Origin of the sequence: Streptomyces sp. NPDC051320 (assembly GCF_040682175.1) — a bacterium.
GTDB lineage: Bacteria > Actinomycetota > Actinomycetes > Streptomycetales > Streptomycetaceae > Streptomyces.
In genome coordinates, this window is sequence record NZ_JBFBAL010000015.1 from 15,124 (window position 1) to 39,409 (window position 24,286).

The 24,286-nt window shown below is 68.7% G+C and carries 23 protein-coding genes and 1 riboswitch; of the genes, 7 read left to right on the plus strand and 16 right to left on the minus strand.

Annotated elements, in window-relative coordinates; translation table 11 throughout:
* Nucleotides 1–32: 32 nt before the first annotated feature.
* The 4 genes from AB0M87_RS27745 to AB0M87_RS27760 all read right to left on the minus strand — a co-directional run bounded on the left by AB0M87_RS27745 (nucleotide 33) and on the right by AB0M87_RS27760 (nucleotide 4,234).
* Nucleotides 33–1,064, minus strand: coding sequence for a C40 family peptidase (locus AB0M87_RS27745; RefSeq protein ID WP_365857629.1), 1,032 nt, complete (start codon nucleotides 1,062–1,064; stop codon nucleotides 33–35).
* Nucleotides 1,065–1,299: 235 nt separating this feature from the next.
* Nucleotides 1,300–2,325, minus strand: a complete 1,026-nt coding sequence (locus AB0M87_RS27750) for an NlpC/P60 family protein (RefSeq protein ID WP_365857831.1) — start codon at nucleotides 2,323–2,325, stop codon at nucleotides 1,300–1,302.
* Nucleotides 2,326–2,595: 270 nt separating this feature from the next.
* A complete protein-coding gene (locus AB0M87_RS27755; protein ID WP_365857832.1) occupies nucleotides 2,596–3,957 on the minus strand; it encodes an NYN domain-containing protein in 1,362 nt (453 codons plus the stop codon).
* A 34-nt stretch (nucleotides 3,958–3,991) separates the two neighbouring features.
* A complete protein-coding gene (locus tag AB0M87_RS27760; RefSeq protein WP_365857631.1) occupies nucleotides 3,992–4,234 on the minus strand; it encodes a hypothetical protein in 243 nt (80 codons plus the stop codon).
* A 170-nt stretch (nucleotides 4,235–4,404) separates the two neighbouring features.
* Here AB0M87_RS27760 and AB0M87_RS27765 point away from each other — a divergent pair, with 170 nt between their 5' ends.
* Together AB0M87_RS27765 and AB0M87_RS27770 are read left to right on the plus strand one after the other, a co-directional pair.
* A complete protein-coding gene (locus AB0M87_RS27765) occupies nucleotides 4,405–5,118 on the plus strand; it encodes a rhomboid family intramembrane serine protease (RefSeq protein ID WP_365857633.1) in 714 nt (237 codons plus the stop codon).
* On the plus strand, nucleotides 5,115–5,396 hold the full coding sequence (locus tag AB0M87_RS27770; protein WP_365857635.1) for an Lrp/AsnC ligand binding domain-containing protein: 282 nt from the start codon (nucleotides 5,115–5,117) through the stop codon (nucleotides 5,394–5,396). The genes AB0M87_RS27765 and AB0M87_RS27770 overlap by 4 nt, the downstream gene beginning before the upstream one ends.
* A 53-nt stretch (nucleotides 5,397–5,449) precedes the next feature.
* Here AB0M87_RS27770 and AB0M87_RS27775 read toward each other — a convergent pair whose 3' ends face one another.
* From AB0M87_RS27775 to AB0M87_RS27800, 6 genes are all read right to left on the minus strand, one after another.
* Nucleotides 5,450–6,829 (minus strand): aminotransferase class V-fold PLP-dependent enzyme, encoded by a 1,380-nt coding sequence (locus tag AB0M87_RS27775; protein ID WP_365857637.1) that lies wholly within the window; start codon nucleotides 6,827–6,829, stop codon nucleotides 5,450–5,452.
* A 160-nt stretch (nucleotides 6,830–6,989) separates the two neighbouring features.
* Nucleotides 6,990–7,106: riboswitch (SAM riboswitch) on the minus strand.
* 91 nt (nucleotides 7,107–7,197) lie between these two features.
* Entirely contained in the window at nucleotides 7,198–8,262 is a 1,065-nt protein-coding gene (gene trpD / locus AB0M87_RS27780; RefSeq protein WP_365857639.1) for an anthranilate phosphoribosyltransferase, read from the minus strand.
* A gap of 144 nt (nucleotides 8,263–8,406) precedes the next feature.
* Nucleotides 8,407–10,032, minus strand: a complete 1,626-nt coding sequence (locus AB0M87_RS27785) for a cytochrome bc complex cytochrome b subunit (RefSeq protein ID WP_365857641.1) — start codon at nucleotides 10,030–10,032, stop codon at nucleotides 8,407–8,409.
* On the minus strand, nucleotides 10,029–11,090 hold the full coding sequence (locus tag AB0M87_RS27790) for a Rieske 2Fe-2S domain-containing protein (protein WP_365857643.1): 1,062 nt from the start codon (nucleotides 11,088–11,090) through the stop codon (nucleotides 10,029–10,031). Before AB0M87_RS27790 ends, AB0M87_RS27785 begins: the two co-directional genes overlap by 4 nt.
* Nucleotides 11,087–11,899, minus strand: coding sequence for a c-type cytochrome (locus tag AB0M87_RS27795; RefSeq protein WP_365857645.1), 813 nt, complete (start codon nucleotides 11,897–11,899; stop codon nucleotides 11,087–11,089). The genes AB0M87_RS27790 and AB0M87_RS27795 overlap by 4 nt, the downstream gene beginning before the upstream one ends.
* A gap of 65 nt (nucleotides 11,900–11,964) precedes the next feature.
* A complete protein-coding gene (locus tag AB0M87_RS27800) occupies nucleotides 11,965–12,585 on the minus strand; it encodes a heme-copper oxidase subunit III (RefSeq protein ID WP_365857647.1) in 621 nt (206 codons plus the stop codon).
* 188 nt (nucleotides 12,586–12,773) lie between these two features.
* Here AB0M87_RS27800 and AB0M87_RS27805 point away from each other — a divergent pair, with 188 nt between their 5' ends.
* The gene (locus AB0M87_RS27805) at nucleotides 12,774–13,190 is read left to right on the plus strand and encodes a hypothetical protein (RefSeq protein ID WP_365857649.1); all 417 of its coding nucleotides are present in this window, start codon (nucleotides 12,774–12,776) and stop codon (nucleotides 13,188–13,190) included.
* A 15-nt stretch (nucleotides 13,191–13,205) separates the two neighbouring features.
* Here the strand turns inward: AB0M87_RS27805 and AB0M87_RS27810 are convergent, their stop codons facing one another.
* From AB0M87_RS27810 to AB0M87_RS27825, 4 genes are all read right to left on the minus strand, one after another.
* A complete protein-coding gene (locus AB0M87_RS27810; protein WP_365857651.1) occupies nucleotides 13,206–14,462 on the minus strand; it encodes an Ig-like domain-containing protein in 1,257 nt (418 codons plus the stop codon).
* A gap of 110 nt (nucleotides 14,463–14,572) precedes the next feature.
* Nucleotides 14,573–14,971: a cytochrome c oxidase subunit 4 gene (locus AB0M87_RS27815; protein ID WP_365857653.1), complete on the minus strand. Its 399-nt coding sequence runs from the start codon at nucleotides 14,969–14,971 to the stop codon at nucleotides 14,573–14,575.
* Nucleotides 14,968–16,707 (minus strand): cytochrome c oxidase subunit I, encoded by a 1,740-nt coding sequence (gene ctaD / locus AB0M87_RS27820; RefSeq protein ID WP_365857655.1) that lies wholly within the window; start codon nucleotides 16,705–16,707, stop codon nucleotides 14,968–14,970. The genes AB0M87_RS27815 and ctaD overlap by 4 nt, the downstream gene beginning before the upstream one ends.
* Nucleotides 16,704–17,645, minus strand: a complete 942-nt coding sequence (locus AB0M87_RS27825; RefSeq protein WP_365857834.1) for a cytochrome c oxidase subunit II — start codon at nucleotides 17,643–17,645, stop codon at nucleotides 16,704–16,706. Before AB0M87_RS27825 ends, ctaD begins: the two co-directional genes overlap by 4 nt.
* A gap of 351 nt (nucleotides 17,646–17,996) precedes the next feature.
* On the opposite strand from AB0M87_RS27825, the gene AB0M87_RS27830 reads away from it, so the two are divergent.
* Nucleotides 17,997–19,400 (plus strand): aminotransferase class V-fold PLP-dependent enzyme, encoded by a 1,404-nt coding sequence (locus AB0M87_RS27830; protein WP_365857657.1) that lies wholly within the window; start codon nucleotides 17,997–17,999, stop codon nucleotides 19,398–19,400.
* 15 nt (nucleotides 19,401–19,415) lie between these two features.
* Here the strand turns inward: AB0M87_RS27830 and AB0M87_RS27835 are convergent, their stop codons facing one another.
* Nucleotides 19,416–20,390, minus strand: coding sequence for a carbohydrate kinase family protein (locus tag AB0M87_RS27835; protein ID WP_365857659.1), 975 nt, complete (start codon nucleotides 20,388–20,390; stop codon nucleotides 19,416–19,418).
* Nucleotides 20,391–20,521: 131 nt separating this feature from the next.
* Here AB0M87_RS27835 and AB0M87_RS27840 point away from each other — a divergent pair, with 131 nt between their 5' ends.
* Together AB0M87_RS27840 and AB0M87_RS27845 are read left to right on the plus strand one after the other, a co-directional pair.
* Nucleotides 20,522–20,719 (plus strand): hypothetical protein, encoded by a 198-nt coding sequence (locus AB0M87_RS27840; protein WP_365857661.1) that lies wholly within the window; start codon nucleotides 20,522–20,524, stop codon nucleotides 20,717–20,719.
* A 140-nt stretch (nucleotides 20,720–20,859) separates the two neighbouring features.
* Nucleotides 20,860–22,311, plus strand: a complete 1,452-nt coding sequence (locus AB0M87_RS27845; RefSeq protein WP_365857663.1) for a hypothetical protein — start codon at nucleotides 20,860–20,862, stop codon at nucleotides 22,309–22,311.
* Nucleotides 22,312–22,380: 69 nt separating this feature from the next.
* On the opposite strand, the gene AB0M87_RS27850 is transcribed toward AB0M87_RS27845, so the two are convergent.
* Complete coding sequence (locus AB0M87_RS27850) at nucleotides 22,381–22,737, minus strand: iron-sulfur cluster assembly accessory protein (RefSeq protein ID WP_328539202.1); 357 nt, start codon at nucleotides 22,735–22,737, stop codon at nucleotides 22,381–22,383.
* Between the two features lie 275 nt (nucleotides 22,738–23,012).
* Between AB0M87_RS27850 and nadA the strand changes: the two genes are divergently transcribed.
* On the plus strand, nucleotides 23,013–24,194 hold the full coding sequence (nadA, locus tag AB0M87_RS27855; RefSeq protein WP_365857666.1) for a quinolinate synthase NadA: 1,182 nt from the start codon (nucleotides 23,013–23,015) through the stop codon (nucleotides 24,192–24,194).
* The last annotated feature ends 92 nt before the right edge of the window (nucleotides 24,195–24,286 follow it).

Here is a 24,286-nt window from a genome sequence, read left to right on the forward strand (position 1 = left end):
CGACGATCGTACGTGGCCCGGGCCCGCCGCTCTCAGACGCGTGTCACCGAGGAGATCGGCATCATGTCGACCGGGTCGTAGCGCACCCGCGCGCCCGGATACGGAGCGTGCACCACCTGGCCGTTGCCCATGTACATCCCGACATGGCCGGCGTCACTGCGGTACACCACCAGGTCGCCGGGTCTGGCCTGGGACAGCGGGATCCGGCGCCCGGCGTACCGCTGTTCCTGCGAGGTGCGGGGCAGCGCGACGCCCGCCTGCGCGTAGGCCCACTGCATCAGCCCCGAGCAGTCGAAGCCGTGCGGCCCGTTGGCACCCCAGACGTACGGCCGGCCGACAGCCCCACGGGCCGCCAGCACAGCGGCGGCGGCCCGGCCGGAGACCGGCAGAGCGCCCAGCGGAGGCAGCTCGTCGCCGCCCGAGCGCGAGGCCCGGTCGTAGACGGCGCGCTGCGCCGTGGGCAGCGTCTTCAGCAGCTCGCGCGCCCGGTCGAGCTTGCCCTGGACGTTCCGCTTGTGGCGGGCGACTTCGGTGCGGGTCCGGCCCAGCTCGTCGAGGTCGTGGTGGGCGTCGGCGCGCTGCTGCGCCAGCGCACGCTGGGCCTGCTGGACCTGGCGCAGATCACCGGCTTGAAGAACGCCGGCCTGCTCCAGCGTCGCGGCCCTGTCGAGGTACGAGTCGGGGTCCGAGGAGAGCAGCAGGGCGAGCGACGGGTCGATGGCCCCGGCCCGGTACTGCGCACCGGCCAGTGCGCCCAGTGCACCGCGCAGCCGGTTGAGACGCTGCTGGTCGCGGGCGATGCCGTCCTGGGTCCGGGTGAGCCGGGCGCGCAGCAGGCCCGCACGCTCGGTGGCCTTGTCGTACAGCTCGGTGGCCTGCTCCGCCTGCTCGAACAGCCCGTCCACCGTGCTGCGTGCGGCCTTGGAGGTGACCGTCGCCCCCGGCTCGGCATCCGCCGGGGCAGCCGCCAGCGCCGCCGCCGCTGTGGCCAGTGCGGCGGACAGAACAGTGACCCGGGCAGTCCGGGTGGGCCCGGACTGGGTGGGACGGCGATGGGACGCCACAGCAGCCGCGCTCCTTCCGCTGCGCGCAGCCCCTGCCCGCCCCGATGGGCGGACCCGTTGCCGGGAACTGCATCGACGGAGGGTAGCCGGACGACCACGCACCGGCCAAAACGCCCATCAGCCACACAAAGTGACGCCCCGCCGGAGACCACAAGGTCACCGGCGGGGCGGAGGGTCAGCGTGCGGCGCGGGAATTCGCCCGAATGGGCGGCACCACGGCGTGGGCCGGACCGGATCAGATACGGACGCCGAACTGGAAGGGCATGTCGCCCATCGATTCGTACCGCACGTTCGTGCCGGTCCGCGGGGCGTGCAGCACCATGCCGTTGCCCGCGTAGAGAGCGACATGGTGCATGTCGCCGTAGAAGATGACCAGGTCGCCGGGCTTGAGCGCACTCGACGAGTAGATCCGGGTGCCCGCGTTGGCCTGGGCCTGCGAGGTGCGCGGCAGACTGACGCCGGCCTGCGCGTAGGCCCAGGAGGTCAGGCCGGAGCAGTCGAAGGAGTTGGGGCCGGTGGCGCCGTAGACGTACGGCTTTCCCAGCTGTGTCTTCGCCGCGGTGAGAGCGGCGCCGCCGCGGGCCGACGCGGGGAGCGCGTTGCCGAGGTTCGCACGGTCGCTGGCGCGGTTGGCGCGAGCGTCGTCGGCTTGCAGCGCGGCGCGCTCGGCGGCGGTGAGGCTGTTGAGCAGCTTGTTGGCGGCTGCCAGCTTGCTCTGGACCTGCTTCTTGTTGTCGCCGAGCTTCTTACGGGTCGCGGACAGGTCCTTGAGCTTGTCCTGGGCCTCGAGACGCTGCTGCGCGAGCGACCGCTGCTTGGCCTGGATCTTCTTGATCGCGTCGGCCTGCTGACTGCTCAGCTGGTCCTGCGCGGTGGCCTTGTCAAGAAAGTTGTCGGGGTCCGACGAGAGGAAGAGCTGTACGGAGGGGTCGATGCCGCCCGAGCGGTACTGGGCGCTCGCCAGCGAACCGAGCTGGTCCCGCAGCTTGTTGAGGTCCTGCTGACCCCGAGCGACGTTGTCCTGGAGGTCGTCGACCTCCTTCTTGAGCTTCTGCTGCTGCTCCTTGGCCCCGTCGTAATGCTCGGTGGCCTTCTCCACGTCCTGATTGAGCTTGTCGACCTTGGCCTTGACCTCGCTCTTGGTCGGCTTCGGATCGGCGTGCGCGGCCTGGGAGGACAGGACCACGGCTGCGGCAGCGGTTGCGGTGAGCACGGTCACGCGAGTGCGGCTCGGCTGCTTGGGACGACGGTGGGACGCCACGAAGGCGAGCTCCTTCTTCCTCGAGCCGCCGACCACATGACGGGCCACGTGGTCCTCGGCGGTTCCTCCGCTGACACCCCGGATGAGTGATCAACCGCGCGAAGGTTCGAGGCCTGACCTTAGTGACCTTCTTGTGATCAGTCCAAATGCTGATGGCAAAAATTACGGTCGCCAGTGGTTTCTTTACATATATTACACGCGCAGTGATGGGGACTTGACCCTCTGCTCGCTCTCGCATCTCCCGAAGTCGGGCAAGACGCACAGCAGTTACTAGACGCGCGAAAGCCGCTTCAGCAACAAGACGGACGCGACCGGTCTCGCTCCGGACCTGGCCACCCCGTCCGCCACTTCACGGTCGGTGGAGACCACCACCACCGGACGCCCCGAGGGCTCCGCGCGCACCAGCTGACGGATCAGCTCGTCCGCGGTGACACCCGGCTTGCTGAACAGCACCCGCACCCCGCGCGGCGGCGCGAGCAGCACCGGCGCCGCCAGCTCCGCACCGTCGAAGACACAGGTCATCTCGGCGCCCGTCTGGGCGGCGAGCATCGAGAGACCACCGAGCAGGCGCAGCCGCTGCTTCTCCAGCGGCATCTGCGGATAGCCGGTCTTGGTGACGTTGTAGCCGTCCACCACCAGATGCGCCTGCGGCAGCGAGAGCAACTGGTCGAGCAGCGCCGGGTCGGTGTCCGAAAGCGCCCTGGCCGCGACGTCCTTGGGAGACATCCGGCCGGGTTCCACCGCGTCGACGGAGTCAGCGGGCCGAAGTGACGCGGGGGGCAGGGCGAGTTCGCGGCGCAGTCCCTGGGCGGCCTCGAGCACCGTGTCGAGCAGCAGCCGCAGCCGCATGTCCTCGACCGAGCGCCCTTCGCGTACGGCGCGGCGGCCGGCCTCGGCCGCCGCCTCGGCCTCACCGAGCCGCGCCTTCAGCCGGCGCGACTCGCTCTCCGCGGCCGCCACCCTGGCCGCCGCGTCGGACTTGATGGCTTCGATCTCGGACCGCGTACGGCGCAGTGCGGCCTCACCGCGCTTGACGTCGCTCTGCGCACTGCGCAGCTTGCGGTGCAGCGACTCCGCTTCCTTGCGGGCCGTGTCCAGCTCCGTACGCAGCCGCTCGTTCTCGGTCTTCGTATGCGCCCGCGCCTCGGCGAGTTCCTCGCGCAGCCGCTCCATGTCCCGCCTGGCGGCATCGCCCGCCCGCTCGGCGTCGGCCCGCTGAGCCTCCTCGCCCGCGGCGGCGACCAGCTTCACCCAGCCCACCGGGCGCAGCACATAAGCGGCGGCGGCCACATCGACGGGGTCCGCGGCGGCGGGCGGCGAACCGGCCTCCAGCGCCCCGGCCAGCTCGGCCTGGGACTCCTTCAGCCGCTCACCGATGCGCTGGCGGAACAGCGGATCGCTCTCCAGCGCGGCCGCCATCGCGGTGCCCGCGAACTTGGCCCGCCGGGTCGGCGTGAACCGGGCGTACTGCCGGAGCTGCGCGGGGAGCTCGGCGACCGTCAGCCCCCCGAACGCGTCGGACACCAGCGCGACGACCCGGCGCCGCACCCCTTCCGGCAGCGGACGGTCGAGCGCCTCGGCGGCGTCGCCGGCCCCACCGGCCGGCTCCGTGCCGCTTGCAGGCTCCACGATCCGTCACCCCACTGTCGCTCTTCGGCGGACTCCCTCAGGAGCCGCCGCCCGGCCTGTCCACCAGCTCGATCTGGTCCACCGCGTTGCACCAGCGGCAGCGCACCGACTCGATGCTCTCACTGACCACCTCGCGTTCTTCGACCTTCGGCTCACCGGCCAGGTCGAGATGCATGTACTCGACAACCTTCGACGAGCGGGTCACATCGAATCGGGTGAGATTGCCACAGAGCGTGCAACGCCACCGGGTGCCGGCGGTCGGCATGGGAACCGTCGTCATAATGCCGTCCTCTTCGTTCGTGTGCCTGGGTCGCGGTGCGTCATCGAACTGCGGATGTTCTCCCCGCAACCCTACGGCCTTGCACTCACCCCCGGAGGCGGCCGGTCGACCCCTCGGGGCTCCGGCGAGGCACTCTGCCCCATTCGCCCCCGTTGGGCCATGCTCGGTCCATGCGCAAGCGGTGGGAAGCGTTCGACGGCCCGGTGGTGACCTACGGCCTGATCGGCCTCTGCTGCCTGATCTTCCTCATCGGCCCGGCCTCGGGGTTCAACACCGGTTACGGCACGGGCGACGATCTCCTCGCCGCCCAGAGCGCCTATTTCGAACGCTGGGGAGTCGTTCCCACCGAACTGATGAGCGGCACCGGGTCGGCCCTGCTCACCCCGCTCACCGCGCTGTTCGTCCATGCCGGCTGGGTGCATCTGCTCGGCAACATGCTGTTCCTGTACGTCTTCGGTGCGATGGCCGAGGAGCGGATGGGCCGGCTGCACTTCGCGGTCTTCTATCTGGCCGGCGGCTATGCCGCCCTGGGCGCCTACGCGCTGACGCACACCTCGTCCGATCAGTCCCTGGTCGGTGCGTCCGGCGCGATCTCGGCGGTGCTCGGCGCCTTCCTGAGCCTCTTCCCGAAGGCCCGGGTCACCAGCATCTTCCCGTTCCTGCTGTTCCTGCCACTGCGCTTCCCCGCCTGGATCGTGCTGGTCTTCTGGTTCGCCCTGCAGTGGCTGGCCGCCCGGCAGCAGCACGGGACCGGCCCCGGGGTCGCCTACACGGCACATCTGGCGGGGTTCTCGCTCGGCTTCCTCTACGCCACGGCGCGGTACTGGCGTGCGACTAGAGTGAGGGCCCCAGCGACGGCCACCGAGGGAGAACGTAAGCCGTGATCACCGCGATCGTGCTCATCAAGACCAGCGTGGACCGGATCCCCGAGATCGCCGAATCACTCGCTTCGCTGGAGAACGTCAGCGAGGTCTACTCCGTCACCGGCACGTACGACCTGATCGCGCTGGTCCGGGTGGCCCGGCACGACGACCTCGCGGACATCATCCCCGGCCGGATCAGCAAGATCCCCGGCGTCGAGGCCACCGACACCCACGTGGCGTTCCGTACGTACTCGCAGCACGACCTGGAAGCGGCTTTCGCCATCGGGCTCGACGCGTAGGGCGCCACCCGCCGGCGCCCCGGCCTCGCGGCCGGCCGGGGATGGCCCCGGCATCACACGGCCGGCACGCAACGGCCGTTCTCGGTGCGGTAGTTCCAGCGGGCGCCGTCCCGCACCAGCTCCTTGACCGCGGTGACGAAACGCTCCACGTGCTCGTCCGGTGTACCGGCGCCGAAGCTCACCCGGATGGCGTTGAGCGAGGCCCCGCCCGGCTCGCCCTCGGGCGCGCCGCACTCACCCTGGTCCTGCGGGTCGCCGCCGAGCAGGGTGCGCACCAGCGGGTGGGCGCAGAAGAGGCCGTCCCGCACCCCGATGCCGTATTCGGCCGAGAGCGCGGCGGCGAAGTGCGAGCTGTTCCAGCCCTCCACCACGAACGAGATGACGCCGACGCGTGGAGCCTCGTCACCGAAGAGCGAGAGCACCCGCACCGCGTCCACCTCGGCGAGGCCGGCGCGGACCTTGGCGATCAGCGCCTGCTCCCGCTCGACCAGCGAGTCGAAACCGGCCTCGGTGAGCGCCTTGCAGGCGGCAGCGATGGAGTACGCCCCGATGACGTTGGGCGAGCCGGCCTCGTGCCGGGCGGCCGTGCTGTGCCACTCGACGTCCACGCCGCCGTCGGCGCGCCTGCTCACCTGGCGGGAGGCACCGCCGCCGGCCAGATACGGCTCCGCGTCCTGCAACCAGTCGGAGCGGCCCGCCAGGACACCGGAGCCGAAGGGCGCGTAGAGCTTGTGCCCGGAGAAGGCGACCCAGTCGACGTCGAGAGCCACGATGTCCACCGGGTGGTGCGGGGCGAGCTGCGCGGCGTCCAGCACGATCCGCGCGCCGTGCGCGTGGGCGGTGGCGGCCAGCTCCGCCACCGGCCACAGCTCACCGGTGACGTTCGAGGCCCCGGTCACGCACACCAGAGCCGGACCGGCGGCGTCACGGACCGCGAGGGCGCGCTCCAGGGTCTCGACGGCCTGCCGCGGAGTGCGCGGTGCGTCCAGGTAGGTGACGGTGGCGTCGCGCCAGGGCAGCAGCGAGGCGTGGTGCTCGGTCTCGAAGACGAAGACCTCACAGCCGGCCGGCAGCGCCGCGGCCAGCAGGTTGAGGGAGTCGGTGGTCGACCGGGTGAAAACGACCTGATGATCCTCGCGGCAGCCGAGAAACGCGGCGATGGTGGACCGACTGTTCTCGAAGAGGTCCGTGGAGAGCTGCGACAGGTAGCCGGCGCCGCGGTGCACGCTGCCGTAGTACGGCGCGTAGGCGGCCACGTCGTCCCAGACCCGCTGCAGGGCCGGGGCGCTGGCCGCGTAGTCGAGCGCGGCGTAGCCGACCTCGCCGCCGGTGACGAGCGGCACCGAAACGTCCCGCCCGAGGACCGGCAGCGGGGCACCCGCACAAGCATCGGCGGCAGCGGCGGAGGCGAAGGCAACGGTGGCAACAGACATGGCGAACTCCCGGAAAGGGCAGGCGAATTCACTGGGCGCGCCGCGCATCGGGGCAGCGCTGGACAGTGCGGAAAGGGGTGTGCGGAGAAGGGGGCTACTGCCCTATCGCATTCGCTGAACCACGGAAGAACTCCCTCGGTGACCAGGATCCCTGGCGAGGGATCCGCGCTTGCCGCGGACTGTGCCGTCGCGGCCCGGTCTTCACCCAGGGCACCCCGCCACGGACGGAGGGTTGCCGGACAGCGGGCTGGGGCCGTAGTCGCTGTCACTCATGACCTGGCAAGTAGCTTGCCACAAGATGCGGGATACGCAAGGCGCGGTCCGGATCCCGGACCGCGCCGTACGTCACACCGGGTGCCGCGGAGGTGTCAGGCGTTGCTCGCCGCGACCCATCTGTCCAGCGCGCTGCGCGCCGCTCCCGAGTCCACCGACTCCGCGGCGCGCTCGATCCCGGCCGCGATCTGCTCGGTCAGCGAGCCGGTGCCCGGCCGCAGCGCGACCAGCGCCGCCGCGGAGTTGAGCAGCACCGCATCGCGCACCGGTCCGGTTTCACCGGCCAGCAGCCGACGGGCGACGTCGGCGTTGTACGAGGCGTCGGCACCGCGCAGTGCCTCCACCGGAACCAGCCCGATGCCCACGTCGCGGGGATCGAAGACCTCTTCGCGGACCGCACCGTCCGCCACGATCCACACCCGTGAGGTGGCCGTGGTGGTCAGCTCGTCGAGCCCGTCGTCCCCCCGGAACACCAGCGCGGACGAACCGCGCTCGGCCAGCACGCCGGCCATGATGGGTGCCATCCGGGCGTCGGCGACCCCGGTCGCCTGCGCTCTCACCCTCGCCGGGTTGGTGAGCGGGCCCAGCACGTTGAACGTGGTGCGGATGCCCAACTCACGCCGGGCCGCCGCCACATAGCGCAGGGCGGGATGGAACTTCACCGCGAAACACATGGTGATGCCGGCCTCGTCGGCGACCTCGGCCACCCGTTGCGGGGTCAGCTCCAGATTGACGCCGAGCTTCTCCAGCACATCGGACGCGCCGCTCGCCGACGAGGCCGCCCGGTTCCCGTGCTTGACGACCTTCGCTCCGGCGCCGGCCACCACGATCGCCGACATCGTGGAGATGTTCACCGTCCTGGCACCGTCGCCACCGGTGCCGACGATGTCCACGGTGTCCCCGGGCACCTCGATCAGACGGGCGTGCTCGTACATGCTCTGCACCAGACCGCTGATCTCCGCGACCGTCTCGCCCTTGGCCCGCAGCGCCACCGCGAAGCCCGCGATCTGCGCGTCGGTCGCCTCTCCGCTCATGATGCGGTCCATCGCCCAGGCGGTGGCGTCCGCGCTCTGGTCGGTTCCGCCGAGCAGGGAGTCGAGGACGACCGGCCAGGAGTAGGCCGCCACGCTGTCGCCGCCAACCGGGGTCACAACGTTCATGGTCCGCTCCTGGGTCCACAGCCGATAGGGATGCCTCCACCTTATCCATCCCCCCGGACGGCAAGGAGCCCCGTCCATCAGAGGAGATGGACGGGGCTCCCGCCGTGGCGACCCGTTCAGGTCAGGCCGTTCCGAGCCAAGGCGTCAGTGGTGGCCGTGGCCGCTGGTGATCTCCTTGTACTCCTCCGCGCTGGGCTTCTCGATCTGGTTGTGCTCGCCGTAGTAGCCCTTGCTCAGCTTGGCGCGCAGCTTGGTCAGACGGGACACCTTGCGCTCGACACCGTTCTCGTCGACCAACGGGCCGATCTCGAACGGCTTGTACTGCTCGTGCGCGGTGAGCGAGTGCAGCTGACGGTGGTTGAGCGGCTCGTGGATCTCGACGAACTCACCGTGCGGCAGGCGCTTGATGACGCCGGACTCGCGTCCGTGCAGCACCTTCTCCCGGTCGCGGCGCTGCAGACCGATGCACCACCGCTTGGTGATGACGAAGGCGATCACCGGTCCGAGGAACATACCGATCCGCACGAACCAGGTGATCGCGTTGATCGACAGGTGGAAGTGCGTGGCCCAGATGTCGTTACCGCCACCGACCAGCAGGATCGCGTAGAGCGTGATCCAGGCGACGCCCAGGCCGGTCCGGGTCGGGGCGTTGCGCGGGCGGTCCAGGATGTGGTGCTCGCGCTTGTCACCGGTGATCCAGGACTCGATGAACGGATAGACCCCGATCATGACCAGGACCAGCGGGAAGATCACGATGGGGACGAACACGCCCAGCACCAGGGTGTGACCCCAGGCGCTGATCTCCCAGCCCGGCATGATGCGGACCAGGCCCTCGGAGAAGCCCATGTACCAGTCGGGCTGGGCGCCGGTCGACACCTGGTCCGGACGGTAGGGGCCGATCTCCCAGATCGGGTTGATCGAGGCGATGGCGGAGACGGCGGCGATGACACCGAAGACCAGGAAGAAGAAGCCTCCGGCCTTGGCCATGTAGATCGGCAGCAGGGGCATACCGACGACGTTCTTGTTCGTCCTGCCGGGGCCCGCGAACTGCGTGTGCTTGTGGAAGAAGACCAGGATCAGGTGGCCGACCAGCAGACCCAGCATGATGCCGGGCAGCAGCAGAATATGGACCGAGTAGAACCGGGCGACGAAGTCACCGCCGGGGAACTCACCGCCGTACAGGAACATCGAGGCGTACGAGCCGACCACCGGGATGGAGAGCATCACGCCCTCCATGAACCGCACGCCGGTGCCGGAGAGCAGGTCGTCCGGGAGCGAGTAGCCGGTGAAGCCGGTGAACATGCCCAGCACCAGCAGCAGGAAGCCGAACAGCCAGTTGATCTCGCGCGGCTTGCGGAAGGCGCCCGTGAAGAACACCCGCATCATGTGCACGAGCATGCCGGCCAGGAAGACCAGCGCGGCCCAGTGGTGGATCTGCCGGATGAGCAGACCACCGCGGACCTCGAAGCTGATGTGCAGCGTCGAGGCGTACGCCTCGGACACCCGCACACCCTGCAGCGGCACGTACGGGCCGTCGTAGACGACCTCGTTCATGCTGGGGTGGAAGAACAGCGTCAGGTACACACCCGTGAGGATGATGATGATGAAGCTGTAGAGGCAGATCTCACCCAGCATGAAGGACCAGTGGTCCGGGAAGATCTTCCGCATGTTGGTCTTGGCCAGGCCGTAGATGCCCAGGCGGCCATCCGCCCAGTCGGCCACCCGCTCGCCGGCGGGCGCTTTGCGCTGTGGATCCGTCACGGTGCTCATCCGCGCTCCCAGAAGGCAGGACCGACGGGCTTGGCAAAGTCGCCGAGCGCTTCGAGGTTACCCTCGCCGTTCACACCGATCCGCAGCTGCGGAAGGGGGTGGCCGGCCGGGCCGAAGATGACGCGTGCGCCGTCGGACAGGTCGAAGGTGGACTGGTGGCACGGGCAGAGCACGTGGTGCGTCTGCTGCTCGTACAGGCTGATCGGGCAGCCGACATGGGTGCAGATCTTCGAGTACGCGACGATGCCCTCGTGGGCCCACTCGCGCTCCTGCTTGTCCTTGATCTCCTCCGGCTGAATGCGGACGATCATCAGGGCGGCCTTGGCGATCTGCTTCTGGAAGTCCTCCTGGCTTTCGTCCAGGCCCTCGGGCATGGCGAACGTCAGTGAACCCACAGCGACGTCCTCGGGACGCAGCGGCTGGTTGGTGTTCATGTTGACGAGGACCTTGCCCTTGGCCCACAGCGTCTTGCGGAGCTTCTGCTCCGGCAGCGGACCGAGGTCACGGAGCAGCATCACGCCGGCCAGCGGCACCATGGCCATCGCACCGAACAGCGTGTTGCGGAGCAGCTTGCGGCGGCCGAAGCCGGACTCGGCGGCACCGGCCGCGAAGTCGGCCAGCACCTTCGCCTTGACCTCCGGCGCGGCCTCGATCGCGTGACGGTCGTCCGCAACCTCGACGTCCGACATCAGCGTGCGGGCCCAGTGGACCGCGCCCGCGCCGATCGAGAAGAGCGCGATACCCAGGGTCAGACCCAGGGAGAAGTTCAGCACGCTCACATGGCCGAACGGGAAGATGTAGACGATCTTGTCGATCGGGAAGATCACATAGGACGCGATGAAGGCGATCGTGGCCAGCATCGAGATCGTGAACAGGAGAGCGACCATCCGCTCGGAGCGCTTGGCCGCCCGTTCGTCGATGTCCTGGACGCGTGGCCGGTGGGCCGGCAGGCCCGGATCGGCGAACGGATCGTCCGCATGCTCCACCGCACCGGCACCGGCCTGGTCGGCGGCCTGCTCACTGGGCAGGATCTCTTCGGAATTCTTATTGCTACTCATGACTTCTTGGCCTTAGCGGTGTGGGCCGCGACCCAGATGGCAACTGCGATCAGCGCACCGAGTCCGAAGACCCAGCCGAAGAGGCCCTCACTGACCGGACCGAGGCCGCCCAGCTTGAAGCCGCCGGGGCTTGAGGAATTGTCGCCATTGACGGTCTTGACGTAAGCGATGACGTCCTGCTTGTTCTGCTGGTTCATCGTCGTGTCGGGGAAGGACGGCATGTTCTGCGGGCCGGTCAGCATGGCCTCGTAGATGTGCTTCGGGTCCACGCCTTCCAGGCTCGGGGCGAACTTGCCGTGCGTCAGCGCGCCGCCCTCACCCGAGAAGTTGTGGCACTGCGCGCAGTTGGTGCGGAACAGTTCGCCGCCCTTGGCGATGTTGGCACCGTCGACGCTGTACTGCTCCGTCGTCGGCACGGCGGGACCAGCGCCGAGGGAGGCCACGTACGCCGCGAGCTTGTCGATCTCGGGCTGCGTGTAGACGACCTTCTTCTTCGGCACCTGCGGGCCGGGCTGCTGAGCGGGCATCCGGCCGGTGCCGACCTGGAAGTCGACGGCGGCCGCGCCGACGCCCACCAGGCTCGGCCCGTCGGTCGTGCCCTCGCCACCCATGCCGTGGCAGCTTGCGCAGCCCACGGAGAACAGCTTCTTGCCCTCGGTGATGGAGGAGACGGACTGGGCGGTGTCGTCGGCCTGTGCCTTGCCCGCGGGTGCGAACGCGGCGTACAGCCCCCCGGTGGCCGCCAGCGCGAGGAGTAGGACGACGACCGCCGCCATCGGGTGGCGTCGTCGTGCGGAGAGCTTTTTCACGGATTACCCCGGTGTCAGGATCTTCTGCGTCGGTGCTTGCTGGATGAGTGGGGCTTCGGGCCCGCTTACTGGATCAGGTAAATCGTCGCGAAGAGGCCGATCCAGACGACATCGACGAAGTGCCAGTAATAGGACACGACGATGGCGGCGGTTGCCTGGTGGTGGGTGAATCTCTTGGCTGCGTACGTCCTGCCCAGAACGAACAGGAAGGCGATCAGGCCACCTGTCACGTGCAAGCCGTGGAAGCCGGTCGTCAGGTAGAACACCGAACCGTAGGGGTCGGAGGACAGCGAGATGCCGTCTTCCTTCACCAGGTTGGTGTACTCGAAGATCTGGCCTCCGATGAAGATCGCACCCATCACGAACGTGATCGAGAACCACGAGCGCAACTTCTTCACATCGCCCCGCTCGGCGGCAAAGACGCCGAGCTGGCACGTGAGAGAAGAGAGCACCAGGATGGTGGTGTTCGACGCCGCGAACGGAACGTTCAGCGCGTCGGCCATACCCTTCCAGTGGTCGGGACCCGTCACCGATCGCAGGGTGAAGTACATCGCGAAGAGGGCCGCGAAGAACATCAGCTCGGAACTCAACCAAATGATGGTTCCGACGCTGGTGAGGTTCGGCCGATTGACCGACGGGTGCGCGTGCCCGGTTTCTACTGTCGTTGCTGTCGCCACGACCGACATTATGTCGGTCGCTTATCCGGCCCTCACCTCGGGGGGTGCCGTTCGGTGTGTCAGCGCCCCGTGTCCTGCCCGAACAGCCCATCGCCGGGGCTTGCTCAACGGTGTTGACGTGGTGTCGGACGGAGTAGCATCCGCGCCAGGGTGCAAGCCACCTCAGACCCCGAAGACACAGTCGTCACGGAGGAACAATGCAGCCGAGCGCCACGGTCCTGGTCTACAGCGACGACGCGAACACCCGGGAGCAGGTACGGCTCGCGGCGGGCGGCAGGCCCGCCGCGGACGTGCCGCCGGTGCAGTACCTGGAGTGCGCGACCCCGGAGGCCGTGCTCAGGGCCCTGGACAACGGCGGCGTCGATGTCTGCGTACTCGACGGCGAGGCGGTCCCCGCGGGCGGTATGGGCCTCTGCCGGCAGATCAAGGACGAGATCTTCCGGTGCCCGCCCGTACTGCTGCTGATCGGCCGGCCGCAGGACGCCTGGCTGGCCACCTGGAGCCGCGCGGAGACCGCGGTGACCCTGCCGGTCGAGCCGGTGGAGTTCGCCGACGCGCTGGCCGCTCTGCTGCGCAGCCGGCTGGCGTCGGCCACCGGTTCCACCCGGGCCTGACGCCGCTCAGGCGGGTCAGAAGGCGGCGGGCCGCAGTCGGGCCGTATCGGTCGGGTTGCTGTCCGCCTGCTTGCCGGCCACCAGCGCGCTGCCCTTGCGCCACTTGTCCCAGGACAGGTTCCAGTCGCCGAATCCGTTGTCGAACGGCGTCATCGTGTCGCCGGCGCTTCCGACGACGCTGACGAGGTCGCCCTTGTGGAAGGTGTTGAAGAACCAGGTGGCGTTGGCGGTGCTCATGCCGGTGCAGCCGTGGCTGGTGTTGGCGACCCCCTGGGATCCCACGGACCAGGGCGCCGCGTGGACGTACTCACCGCTCCAGGTGACGCGGGTCGCGTAGTACACCGAGAGGTCGTACGAGTCCGAGCTGCCGGCGGCTATCCCGATGCTCGAGCTCTTCATCTGGACGTAGTACTCCTTGCCGAGCACGACCTTGACGCCGTTTCGGGTGGAGAAGCCCGGCTTGCCCATGGTGACCGGAATAGTGTTGATCACCTTTCCGTCGCGCTTGACCGTCATCACGTCGGAACCGGCGTCGGTGAGGGCCTCGAGGCGGTCCCCGGTGGTTATCTTCAGGGGCTTGGCGGCGCCGCCGTAGAGCTTGCCGGTGATCTTTATCCCGTTGAGGTTGCTGTGCACGTTGATCTTGGAGTGCGCGGGCCAGTAGTCCTTGGGGCGGTAGTGCAGCGTCTTGCTGTCCACCCAGTACCAGGAGCCCACCACCGCGGGCACCGAGTCGACCTTCAGGGCGCGTTCGACCTTGGCGCGGTCCGCCTTCGCCTTGACCGGCGCGGAGAGCTTCGCCGTGATGGGCTGGCCGACGCCGTATTCACCGGCCTGGGGGCCGAAGGTGGCGTTGAGCCGGTGGGACGACGACTTGGTGTCGAAGGTGAATTTCCGGTTGCCCGGCCGTCCGCGGCCGTTCTCGATGGCGACCCGCAACGTGTAGTGCGCGCCTGCAGCCAGCGGAGCCGTGCTGTGCCACCGGGTGCCGTCGGCGGAGAGTTCGCCCGCCAGTCGGCGTCCTGAGGCGTCCGTGGCCGTCACGTCGGTTATCCGGCCGGATCCGTTCTTGGTGGTGATTTCCAGCGGCTTGTTCGGGTCGGCCTTGCCGTGTCCCTTGGAGCCGCTGAAGGATATCTGGCCTCCCGCGTCGAACGGCGTCGAGGCGAGCGGATTGCTGTCGGAACCGCTGCAGGCGGCTGCCGCTGTGACCAGCGAGACGACCAGCAGCGAGCAGCTCAGGACCGTACGGAATCGGGGTACTTGGCTCATGAGCACACGGTATGAAGACGGCCCGGCAGCGGCACGCCGGATGACTGCAAACGAGGGGCCCGGACACCTGAATGGCGTCCGGGCCCCTCGTTCGACGTGCGAAATGCGCGTTACTGGTTCTGGTTCTCACCGCGGTAGAACTCGAAGACCCAGCCGTACAGCCCCACCACGATCAGCGGCGCCGAGAAGTACAGCAGCCACCAGCCCATGGCCACCGCCAGGAAGGCCAGCGCTGCGCCGACGCCGAGCGAGAGCGGCTGCCAGCTGTGCGGGGCGAAGAAGCCCACCTCGCCCGCCTCGTCGGCGACCTCGGCCTCCTTGTCGTCCTGCGCGATCGCGTCCATCCGCCGGGCCGTGAAGGCCAGGTAGAAGCCGATCATCACGCTCAGCCCGAAGGCCATGAAGAGCGCTGTCGTGCCGGCTGCTTCCTTCGACCACACGCCGTAGACGATCGCCACGGCGAGGATGAAGGCACTCAGCCAGAGGAACATCTTTCCCTGGATCTTCACTTGCCTGTCTCCTTGCCACCGGCGAGGACCTTGTCACCGGCACCGTGGTTCTCGAGCTGCTCGAGAGCCGCGATCTCCGGGTGGTGCAGGTCGAAGGCCGGCGATTCGGAACGGATCCGCGGCAGGGTGGTGAAGTTGTGCCGCGGCGGCGGGCAGGACGTCGCCCATTCGAGTGAACGTCCGTAGCCCCAGGGGTCGTCGACCTCGATCTTCTTGCCGTACTTGGCGGTCTTCCAGACGTTGTAGAGGAACGGCAGGATCGACAGTCCGAGCAGGAAGGAGCTGATGGTCGAAACGGTGTTCAGCGCGGTGAAGCCGTCGGCCGCCAGGTAGTCCGCGTACCGCCGCGGCATGCCCTCGACGCCCAGCCAGTGCTGCACCAGGAAGGTGCCGTGGAAGCCCACGAACAGCGTCCAGAAGGTGATCTTGCCGAGCCGCTCGTCCAGCATCTTCCCGGTGAACTTCGGCCACCAGAAGTGGAACCCGGAGAACATCGCGAAGACCACGGTGCCGAAGACGACGTAGTGGAAGTGCGCCACCACGAAGTAGGAGTCCGAGACGTGGAAGTCCATCGGCGGCGAGGCCAGGATGACGCCGGTCAGACCACCGAAGGTGAAGGTGATCAGGAAGCCGACGGCCCAGAGCATCGGGGTCTCGAAACTCAGTGACCCCTTCCACATCGTGCCGATCCAGTTGAAGAACTTCACCCCGGTCGGCACCGCGATCAGGAAGGTCATGAAGGAGAAGAACGGCAGCAGCACTCCCCCGGTGACGTACATGTGGTGGGCCCACACGGTCACCGACAGGCCGGCGATCGAGATCGTCGCGGCGATCAGGCCGATGTAGCCGAACATCGGCTTTCTGGAGAACACCGGAATCACTTCGGAAATGATTCCGAAGAATGGCAAAGCGATGATGTACACCTCTGGATGGCCGAAGAACCAGAAGAGGTGTTGCCAGAGTAGTGCGCCGCCATTTGCCGAATCGAATACATGAGCCCCGAATTTTCGATCCGCCTCCAGCGCGAAGAGCGCCGCGGCGAGGACCGGGAAGGCCAGCAGGACCAGCACGGCGGTCAGCAGGACGTTCCACACGAAGATCGGCATCCGGAACATCGTCATGCCCGGTGCGCGCATGCAGATGATCGTGGTGATGAAGTTGACCGAGCCGAGGATCGTGCCGAAGCCCGAGAAGGCCAGACCCATGATCCACATATCGGCACCGACACCCGGCGAACGGACGGCGTCCGACAGCGGGGAGTAAGCGAACCAGCCGAAGTCGGCAGCGCCCTGCGGGGTGATGAAGCCACCGACCGCGATGATCGAGCCGAAGAGGTACAGCCAGTACGCGAACATGTTCAGCCGCGGGAACGCCACATCGGGCGCGCCGATCTGCAGCGGCATGATCCAGTTCGTGAATCCGGCGAACAACGGGGTCGCGAACATCAGCAGCATGATCGTGCCATGCATGGTGAACGCCTGGTTGAACTGCTCGTTCGACACGATCTGAAGGCCGGGACGGGCCAGCTCGGCCCGCATCACCAGGGCCAGCACACCGCCGATGCAGAAGAACGCAAACGAGGTGACCAGATACATCGTGCCGATCGTCTTGTGGTCAGTGGTCGTCAGCCACTTGACGAGGACGTTTCCCGGCTCTTTGCGCCGTACCGGCAGCTCGCTGGCGTAAAAGCCGTCTGCTGCCGTTGCGGCACCCTTGGGTTCATTGAGGATGCTCACAGGTTGTTCGTCTCCGCGTTCTTGGCGTGGCCAGTCTGCGCGATCCCGGCAGGGATGTAGCCCTTCTGGCCCTTGTGCACCAGATCCTTCAGGTGCTGCTGATAGCGCTCCGGGGAAACGACCTTCACGTTGAAGAGCATCCGGGAGTGGTCGACGCCGCAGAGCTCGGCGCACTTACCCCTGAAGGTGCCCTCCTGGGTCGGGGTGACCTCGAAGGAGTTGGTGTGCCCCGGGACGACGTCCTGCTTCATCAGGAACGGAATCACCCAGAAGTCGTGGATGACGTCACGCGATGTGAGGACGAAGCGGACCCTCTGCCCCTTGGCGAGCCAGAGGGTCGGTCCGGGGTTACCGGTCTGCGGGTTGCGGGTTCCCGCGGTGCCGACGTCGTAGACGCCTTCGGCTCCCTTGGGGAACTGCTTGGTGAAGCGGTCCGGGATGTCGGACAGCTCCGACGACTTCGCGGCATTGCCGGTGGAGGGATTTCCGTCCACGTCCTCGACGTAGTTGAAGCCCCAGCTCCACTGGAACGCGACCACGTTGACCGTGTGCGCGGGCTTGTCGGAGAGATTCAGCAACTTCGATTCATCACGTGCGGTGAAGTAGAAGAGCACCGAGACGATGATGAGGGGGACCACGGTGTACAACGCCTCGATGGGCATGTTGTAGCGGGTCTGCGGAGGTACCTCCACCTTGGTGCGGCTGCGCCGGTGGAAGATCACACTCCAGATGATCAGCCCCCACACCAGCACGCCCGTGGCGAGCGCTGCCGCCCACGAACCCTGCCAGAGGGAGAGGACCCGAGGGGCCTCTTCCGTTACCGGGGTGGGCATACCAAGGCGGGGGAAATCCTTGTACGAGCAACCGGTAGCGGTTACCAGGACCAGGCCCGCCGTCAGCACCTGCGGCAGCTTCCGCCGCATCGGGCGCCGCGACATGGGGGTACCGCCCACGCCCTTCGGGCGATGGGGGAGGTCGGAGCCGTTGGGACTCACGTAGCGCCTTCCCGAGAGTCTCGCCCGTGCGGCCCGGCTGCGGCCGCATCGAGGTCGGTCGCCGGTCCTGCTCGGGCAGGGGTTTGGATGTTTATGCGGACCAAACCCTACTGGAGGCCATTTGGCGTCGTGCGGGGAGGGTGCCCAACGCGCCGACCGACACTCCGAAGGGGTGGGTCCGAAGGGAGCCGGGAGAGGAACGGACGGCGGAACTAGGGCTTCCGGGGGCCATCTGACGCCCCCTCTCCCGGTGCCGGACCGCCTCCGTACCCGGGCTGCGGCTAGCGTGGCCGCGTGGTCTACTTCGATACCGCTTCGTCCGCCCCCCTGCACCCCGTCGCACGGCAGGCCCTGCAAGCCTCGCTGGACGAGGGCTGGGCCGATCCGGCGCGCCTCTACCGGGAGGGCCGGCGGGCCAGGCTGCTCCTCGACGCGGCACGCGAGGCGGCGGCGGAGGCCGTCGGATGCCGCCCCGACGAACTGGCGTTCACCTCTTCGGGGACCCACGCGGTGCACTCCGGAATTGCCGGAGCGCTTTCCGGCCGTCGGCGTGTCGGCGGTCATCTGGTGGTGTCCGCGGTCGAACACTCCTCCGTGCTCCACTCCGCCGCCTCCCATGAGGCGGCCGGCGGATCGGTCACCGAGGTACCGGTCGGCAGGACCGGCGCGGTGTCCCCTTCCGGGTACGCCGACTCGCTGCGCCCGGACACCGCGTTGGCCTGTCTGCAGTCCGCCAACCACGAAGTGGGCACCGAACAGCCGGTGGACGAGGTCGCCGAGGCCTGCCGGGCAGCAGGGGTGCCCCTGCTGGTGGACGCGGCCCAGTCACTGGGGTGGGGCCCGGTCGCCGGGGCCTGGTCGTTGCTCACCGCGAGCGCGCACAAGTGGGGCGGACCGGCAGGGGTCGGGCTGCTCGCGGTACGCAAAGGAGTCCGGTACGTCACCCAAGGTCCCGCCGACGAACGGGAGTCCGGGCGGGCGGCCGGCTTCGAGAACGTCCCGGCGATCGTCGCCGCGGCAGCCTCGCTACGGGCGGTGCGGGCCGAGGCGGACACCGAAGCGGTACGGCTGCGTGCTCTGGTCGACCGGATCCGCAACGCGGTGCCCGAACTGGTGCCGGACGTCGAAGTGGTCGGCGACCCGGTAAGGCGGCTGCCGCATCTGGTGACCTTCTCCTGTCTCTATGCCGACGGAGAGGTGCTGCTGCACGAGCTGGACACGGCCGGTTTCTCCGTGTCGTCCGGTTCCTCCTGCACCAGCAGCACGCTGATGCCCAGTCACGTGCTGCGGGCGATGGGCGTGCTGTCGGAGGGCAACGTCCGGGTGTCGCTGCCGGTGGGGGCGGGCGAGGCGGACGTCCGCCGGTTCCTCGCGGTACTGCCCGAGGTGGTGGCGGGCGTACGCCAACGGCTCGGGGCGGCTCCGGAGTCGCCGACCGCTTCGCCCGGCGGCCTCGCGGTGGCCGGCGATGCACCGGAGCGCGTGGTGGACTCGCTCGGCAAGCGGTGTCCGATCCCGGTCATCGAGCTCGCCAAGGTGATCAGGGATGTGCCGGTCGGCTCCGTGGTGACGGTGCTCTCGGACGACGAGGCGGCCCGGCTGGACATTCCCGCCTGGTGCCAGATGCGCGCTCAGGAGTACCTGGGCGCCGACCCGGCGCCCCGGGGCACCGCCTACCGGGTGCGCCGGGTGTCGTGAGCCCGGGCGAGAGCCCTACCGCAGGTGGCCCTGTACCTCCGACGCCGCCTCATCGCCGTACGCCTTGGTGAAGCGGGCCATGAAGTTGGCCCGCCGCAACGTGTACTCCTGCGTCCCCAGCGTCTCGATCACCAGCGTCGCCAGCATGCAGCCGACCTGCGCCGCCCGCTCGAGACCCACACCCCAGGTCAGCCCGGACAGGAATCCCGCGCGGAACGCGTCGCCGACGCCCGTGGGATCGACCTTGGCCTCCTCCTCGGCGCAGCCGACCTCGATCGGGTCGTCACCGGCGCGCTCGATGCGGACACCTCGTGCACCCAGTGTGGTGATCCGGTGGCCGACCCTGCCCAGGATCTCCTCTTCACTCCAGCCGGTCTTGGACTCGATGAGCCCCTTCTCGTACTCGTTCGAGAAGAGGTAGGTCGCACCGTCGAGCAGGGTCCGGATGTCGTCGCCGCTCATCCGGGCGATCTGCTGGGAGAAGTCCGCGGCGAACGGAATCGACCGGGTGCGGCATTCCTCCGTATGGCGGAGCATCGCTTCCGGGTCGTCCGCGCCGATCAGCACCAGGTCCAGGCCACCCACCCGTTCGGCGACCCGCTGGAGTTCGATCAGCCGCGCCTCGCTCATCGCGCCGGTGTAGAAGGAGCCGATCTGGTTGTGGTCGGCGTCCGTGGTGCAGACGAATCGCGCGGTGTGCAGGACCTCCGAGATCCGGACCGAGCCGGTGTCCACCCCGTGGCGGTCCAGCCAGGCGCGGTATTCGTCGAAGTCCGCGCCGGCCGCGCCGACCAGGATGGGGCGGATCCCGAGCTGCCCCATGCCGAAGCAGATGTTGGGGCCGACCCCGCCACGCCGCACGTCGAGGTTGTCGACGAGGAAGGAGAGGGAGACCGTGTGGAGCTGATCGGCTACCAGTTGGTCGGCGAAGCGGCCGGGGAAGGTCATGAGGTGGTCAGTGGCGATGGAGCCGGTGACTGCGATGCGCACGGCGAGGACGCTCCTGCGGAGGAGGAAGGCTGACACCTCACGCTATCGGGTCGCGGCCCCGGTCACGAAGCGACGAAACTACCCAATAGTAGGACTTCCTTCGCGGTATCACTCGTGCGTACGGTGCGAACATGCCGAACTCCGTCCCACCGCCCGAGTCCGAAGCCGGCCTCACCGTCCTCCGGGGCGACTGCGCCCGTATGGCACCCCACTGGGTGGTGCCCGCCGGTCCGGCGCCCGCGCCCGTCCCTCCGTCACTGATCCACGGGGTCAGGGTCCCGCCCGCCTCCGCCCGGCTCATCGACCAGATGTCCGAGTACGGCGACTGATCGGAGCACGGCGACCGGTCCCCGTACGGCGACCGACCCCAGGACGGCGACCGAGGAGCGCGCACGCCCCGCGGGGAACCGCTCGCCGCTCCGCTCCGTCACACCGGTGTCATACGACAACGGAGTCGAAGGAGCATGCGGTGAGCGGCGAGCGACCCGAGCACGACACGGCGATTCCCCCTCGACGGCGGTCCCCCGTCGTCATCGCCTCGGTGGCGGCAGCGGTGCTGCTGGCCGGGGGCGGCGGTGCGTACTGGGCCGCGACGGCCGCGGACCGCGACGGGGGGGCCACCGGCGCTGCGGACGGAAAGGGCCACACCCCTCCCCCGCTGGCGCTGGACAGCACCGCGGCGGGTGACGGCGGCTCCCAGGGCATCGCCCCGGGCGAGCCCGACCCGAGCGGCATGATCTACCGCGCCGCCGGCCCGCTTCCCGACGGCCCGGACCAGGCGCCGGTGTACCGCGCCGAAGGCTCGGTCACCGCGGCCGATGTGGCGAAGCTGGCCGCGGCGGTGGGCGTGGCCGGGACCCCCCGGCTGGACGGTACGTCCTGGAAGGTCGGCACCGACCACGACGGTTCCGGACCGCTGCTCCAGGTCACCGAGCAGGCACCCGGAACCTGGACCCTCACCCGTTTCGGCACCGGCGGCACGGACAACTGTCCCCGGAACAAGCCGTGTTCCCCCGGGACCACGCCGGGTGATGATGGCCCCGCGGTGAGCGAGAAAGCCGCGAAGGCGGCCGCAGCCCCGGTACTGAAGGCGCTGGGGCAGGACGACGCCAAAATCGACGCGCACCGGGTGATGGGGTCGGCGCGGTTGGTCAACGCCGATCCGAAGATCGGCGGTCTGCCGACCGAGGGCTGGACGACCGGGCTGCGGGTCGGTCCGGACGGAAAGCTCGCCGGCGGCAGTGGAGAGCTGCAGGCTCCGGTCAAGGGCGCCGTATATCCGCTGGTCAGCGCCGCTCAGGCGCTGAAGGGGCTGAACGCACCGGCTGAGGGCGCGCCGCGCCGCGGTGGCACCGGTGGATGTGCCACCACCGAGCCACTCACCCCGGACGGGACGAGCGCGAAGAAGCAGTCCGACGCCTGCGTCCCCTCGGCCAGGACCCCGAAGCCCAGGACGGTGATCGTCGATCACGCCTCGCTGGGTCTGGCGATGCAACTCGTCGGCGGGCGGCAGACGCTCGTGCCGTCCTGGATCTTCCACGTGAAGCCCACCGGTCATGCCATCCAGCCCGCCACGGTCACCGCGACCGCGGTGGACCCGAAGTACCTGGTCCGGCCGGCCCCGCCGGGGAACCGCAATCACCCCGGCAAACCGGACGACCGGAAGGTTCAGTCGTACAGCACGGCGGGCCGCAATCTGACGGTGCACTTCTGGGGCGGGGTGTGCAGCACCTACACGGCGAAGGCGAGCGAGGACGCCGGCAGCGTGCGGGTGACCCTTGACGGGCCGGGCAAGAAGCCGGGGAAGAAGATCTGCATCGCCCTGGCCAAGGACCTCACCAGGACGGTGACGCTGGACAAGCCGCTGGGGGACCGCAAGGTCGTGGACACGGCGAGCGGTGAGACCGTCCCGCAGAAGTAGGGGCGGAGGGATGCACGAAGGCGGCGGCCCCCGGTGTTCCGGGGGCCGCCGCCTTCGGGTGCGTACCGCTCAGCTGAACGAGTCGCCGCAGGCGCAGGAGCCGGTGGCGTTCGGGTTGTCGATGGTGAAGCCCTGCTTCTCGATGGTGTCGACGAAGTCGACGGAGGCGCCGCCCAGGTACGGGGCGCTCATCCGGTCGGTGACGACCTTGACACCACCGAAGTCCTTGACCACATCGCCGTCGAGCGAGCGCTCATCGAAGAAAAGCTGATACCGGAGGCCGGAGCAGCCACCGGGCTGGACGGCAACGCGCAGCGCGAGGTCGTCCCGGCCTTCCTGGTCGAGCAGGGCCTTGACCTTGGACGCGGCTGCCTCGGACAGGAGGATGCCGTCGCTCACAGTGGTCTTCTCGTCCGATACGGACATCTGCTTCACTCCCGGGATGGGGTTTCCCTGCCATGGACAGGGGATGTACGGACTGCTTGCCGACGTGTGCAACCGGCGGGGCCCCGGATTCATTCCGGGCCTGGCCTTTTCTTCTTCCCTTCATGCTCGCACACCCGGTTCGCGGCGGGCGGGAGCCCGAGTCCGGGGATATGTCACATCGGCCCGGTCGGGCATCGTCAAGGTGACGCGAAGCGGCTATGATAGATAGCGTCATTTCGACGAGAAGTCGTTCTGCCGAAGAACCGAAAGAAAGGGTGCGGGTCGTGACCACCGCCCAGCCTCTTGATGTCCAGCCGTCCCCCCTGGCCCTGCTGCTGCTCGGCCGCGAGGCCGATCCGAAGAGCGAGCGCGGCGTCGAGTGCCCCGGTGATCTGCCGTCCCCCTCGGACCCCGGCCTGGTGGAGCGCGCCCGCGTCGCCAAGGAGAAGCTCGGCGACAGGGTCTTCGTGCTCGGTCACCACTACCAGCGCGACGAGGTCATCCGGTTCGCCGATGTCACCGGCGACTCCTTCAAGCTGGCCAAGGACGCGGCCGCCAGGCCGGAGGCCGAGTACATCGTCTTCTGCGGTGTGCACTTCATGGCCGAGTCCGCGGACATCCTGACGTCCGACGACCAGAAGGTCGTACTGCCCGACCTGGCGGCCGGCTGCTCGATGGCCGACATGGCGACGGCCGAGCAGGTCGCCGAGTGCTGGGACGTACTGACCGACGCGGGCGTCGCCCAGCAGGTCGTCCCGGTCTCGTACATGAACTCCTCTGCCGACATCAAGGCCTTCACCGGCCGGCACGGCGGCACGATCTGCACCTCGTCCAACGCCGAACGGGCCCTGAACTGGGCCTTCGAGCAGGGCGAGAAGGTTCTCTTCCTGCCCGACCAGCACCTGGGCCGCAACACCGCCGTCCGCGACCTGGGGCTGTCGCTCGACGACTGCGTCCTCTACAACCCGCACAAGCCGAACGGCGGCCTGACCGTCGAGCAGCTGCGCGACGCGAAGATGATCCTGTGGCGCGGCCACTGCTCGGTGCACGGCCGCTTCTCGCTGGACTCGGTCAATGACGTACGGGAGCGGATACCCGGTGTACGCGTGCTGGTCCACCCCGAGTGCAAGCACGAGGTCGTGACGGCGGCCGATGAGGTCGGCTCCACGGAGTTCATCATCAAGGCCCTCGACGCCGCCCCGGCCGGCTCGAAGTGGGCCATCGGCACCGAGCTGAACCTGGTGCGCCGACTGGCCGACGCGCACCCGGACAAGGAGATCGTCTTCCTGGACAAGACGGTGTGCTTCTGCTCGACGATGAACCGGATCGATCTGCCGCACCTGGTCTGGACCCTGGAGTCGCTGGCCGAGGGAAACCTGGTCAACCGCATCCAGGTCGACCCGGAGACGGAGAAGTACGCCAGGATGGCCCTCGAGCAGATGCTCGCGCTGCCGTAGGGTCACGCGGGTCCTTGCCGGGCGGGCCCACGCGGCCATTGGCGGCGCCGCAGACATCTGGAACGGCCTCGGGCCTGTCCCCCGCTCGCGCG

Coding starts and splice junctions, on each gene's coding strand:
- AB0M87_RS27810 (WP_365857651.1), bottom strand. CDS start 14,462: ATGAGCCAAGTACCCCGATTCCGTACGGTCCTGAGCTGCTCGCTGCTG.
- AB0M87_RS27760 (WP_365857631.1), bottom strand. CDS start 4,234: ATGACGACGGTTCCCATGCCGACCGCCGGCACCCGGTGGCGTTGCACG.
- AB0M87_RS27850 (WP_328539202.1), bottom strand. CDS start 22,737: ATGTCCGTATCGGACGAGAAGACCACTGTGAGCGACGGCATCCTCCTG.
- AB0M87_RS27785 (WP_365857641.1), bottom strand. CDS start 10,032: ATGAGCACCGTGACGGATCCACAGCGCAAAGCGCCCGCCGGCGAGCGG.
- AB0M87_RS27765 (WP_365857633.1), top strand. CDS start 4,405: ATGCGCAAGCGGTGGGAAGCGTTCGACGGCCCGGTGGTGACCTACGGC.
- AB0M87_RS27825 (WP_365857834.1), bottom strand. CDS start 17,645: ATGTCGCGGCGCCCGATGCGGCGGAAGCTGCCGCAGGTGCTGACGGCG.
- AB0M87_RS27805 (WP_365857649.1), top strand. CDS start 12,774: ATGCAGCCGAGCGCCACGGTCCTGGTCTACAGCGACGACGCGAACACC.
- AB0M87_RS27790 (WP_365857643.1), bottom strand. CDS start 11,090: ATGAGTAGCAATAAGAATTCCGAAGAGATCCTGCCCAGTGAGCAGGCC.
- AB0M87_RS27840 (WP_365857661.1), top strand. CDS start 20,522: ATGCCGAACTCCGTCCCACCGCCCGAGTCCGAAGCCGGCCTCACCGTC.
- trpD (WP_365857639.1), bottom strand. CDS start 8,262: ATGAACGTTGTGACCCCGGTTGGCGGCGACAGCGTGGCGGCCTACTCC.
- AB0M87_RS27775 (WP_365857637.1), bottom strand. CDS start 6,829: ATGTCTGTTGCCACCGTTGCCTTCGCCTCCGCCGCTGCCGCCGATGCT.
- AB0M87_RS27800 (WP_365857647.1), bottom strand. CDS start 12,585: ATGTCGGTCGTGGCGACAGCAACGACAGTAGAAACCGGGCACGCGCAC.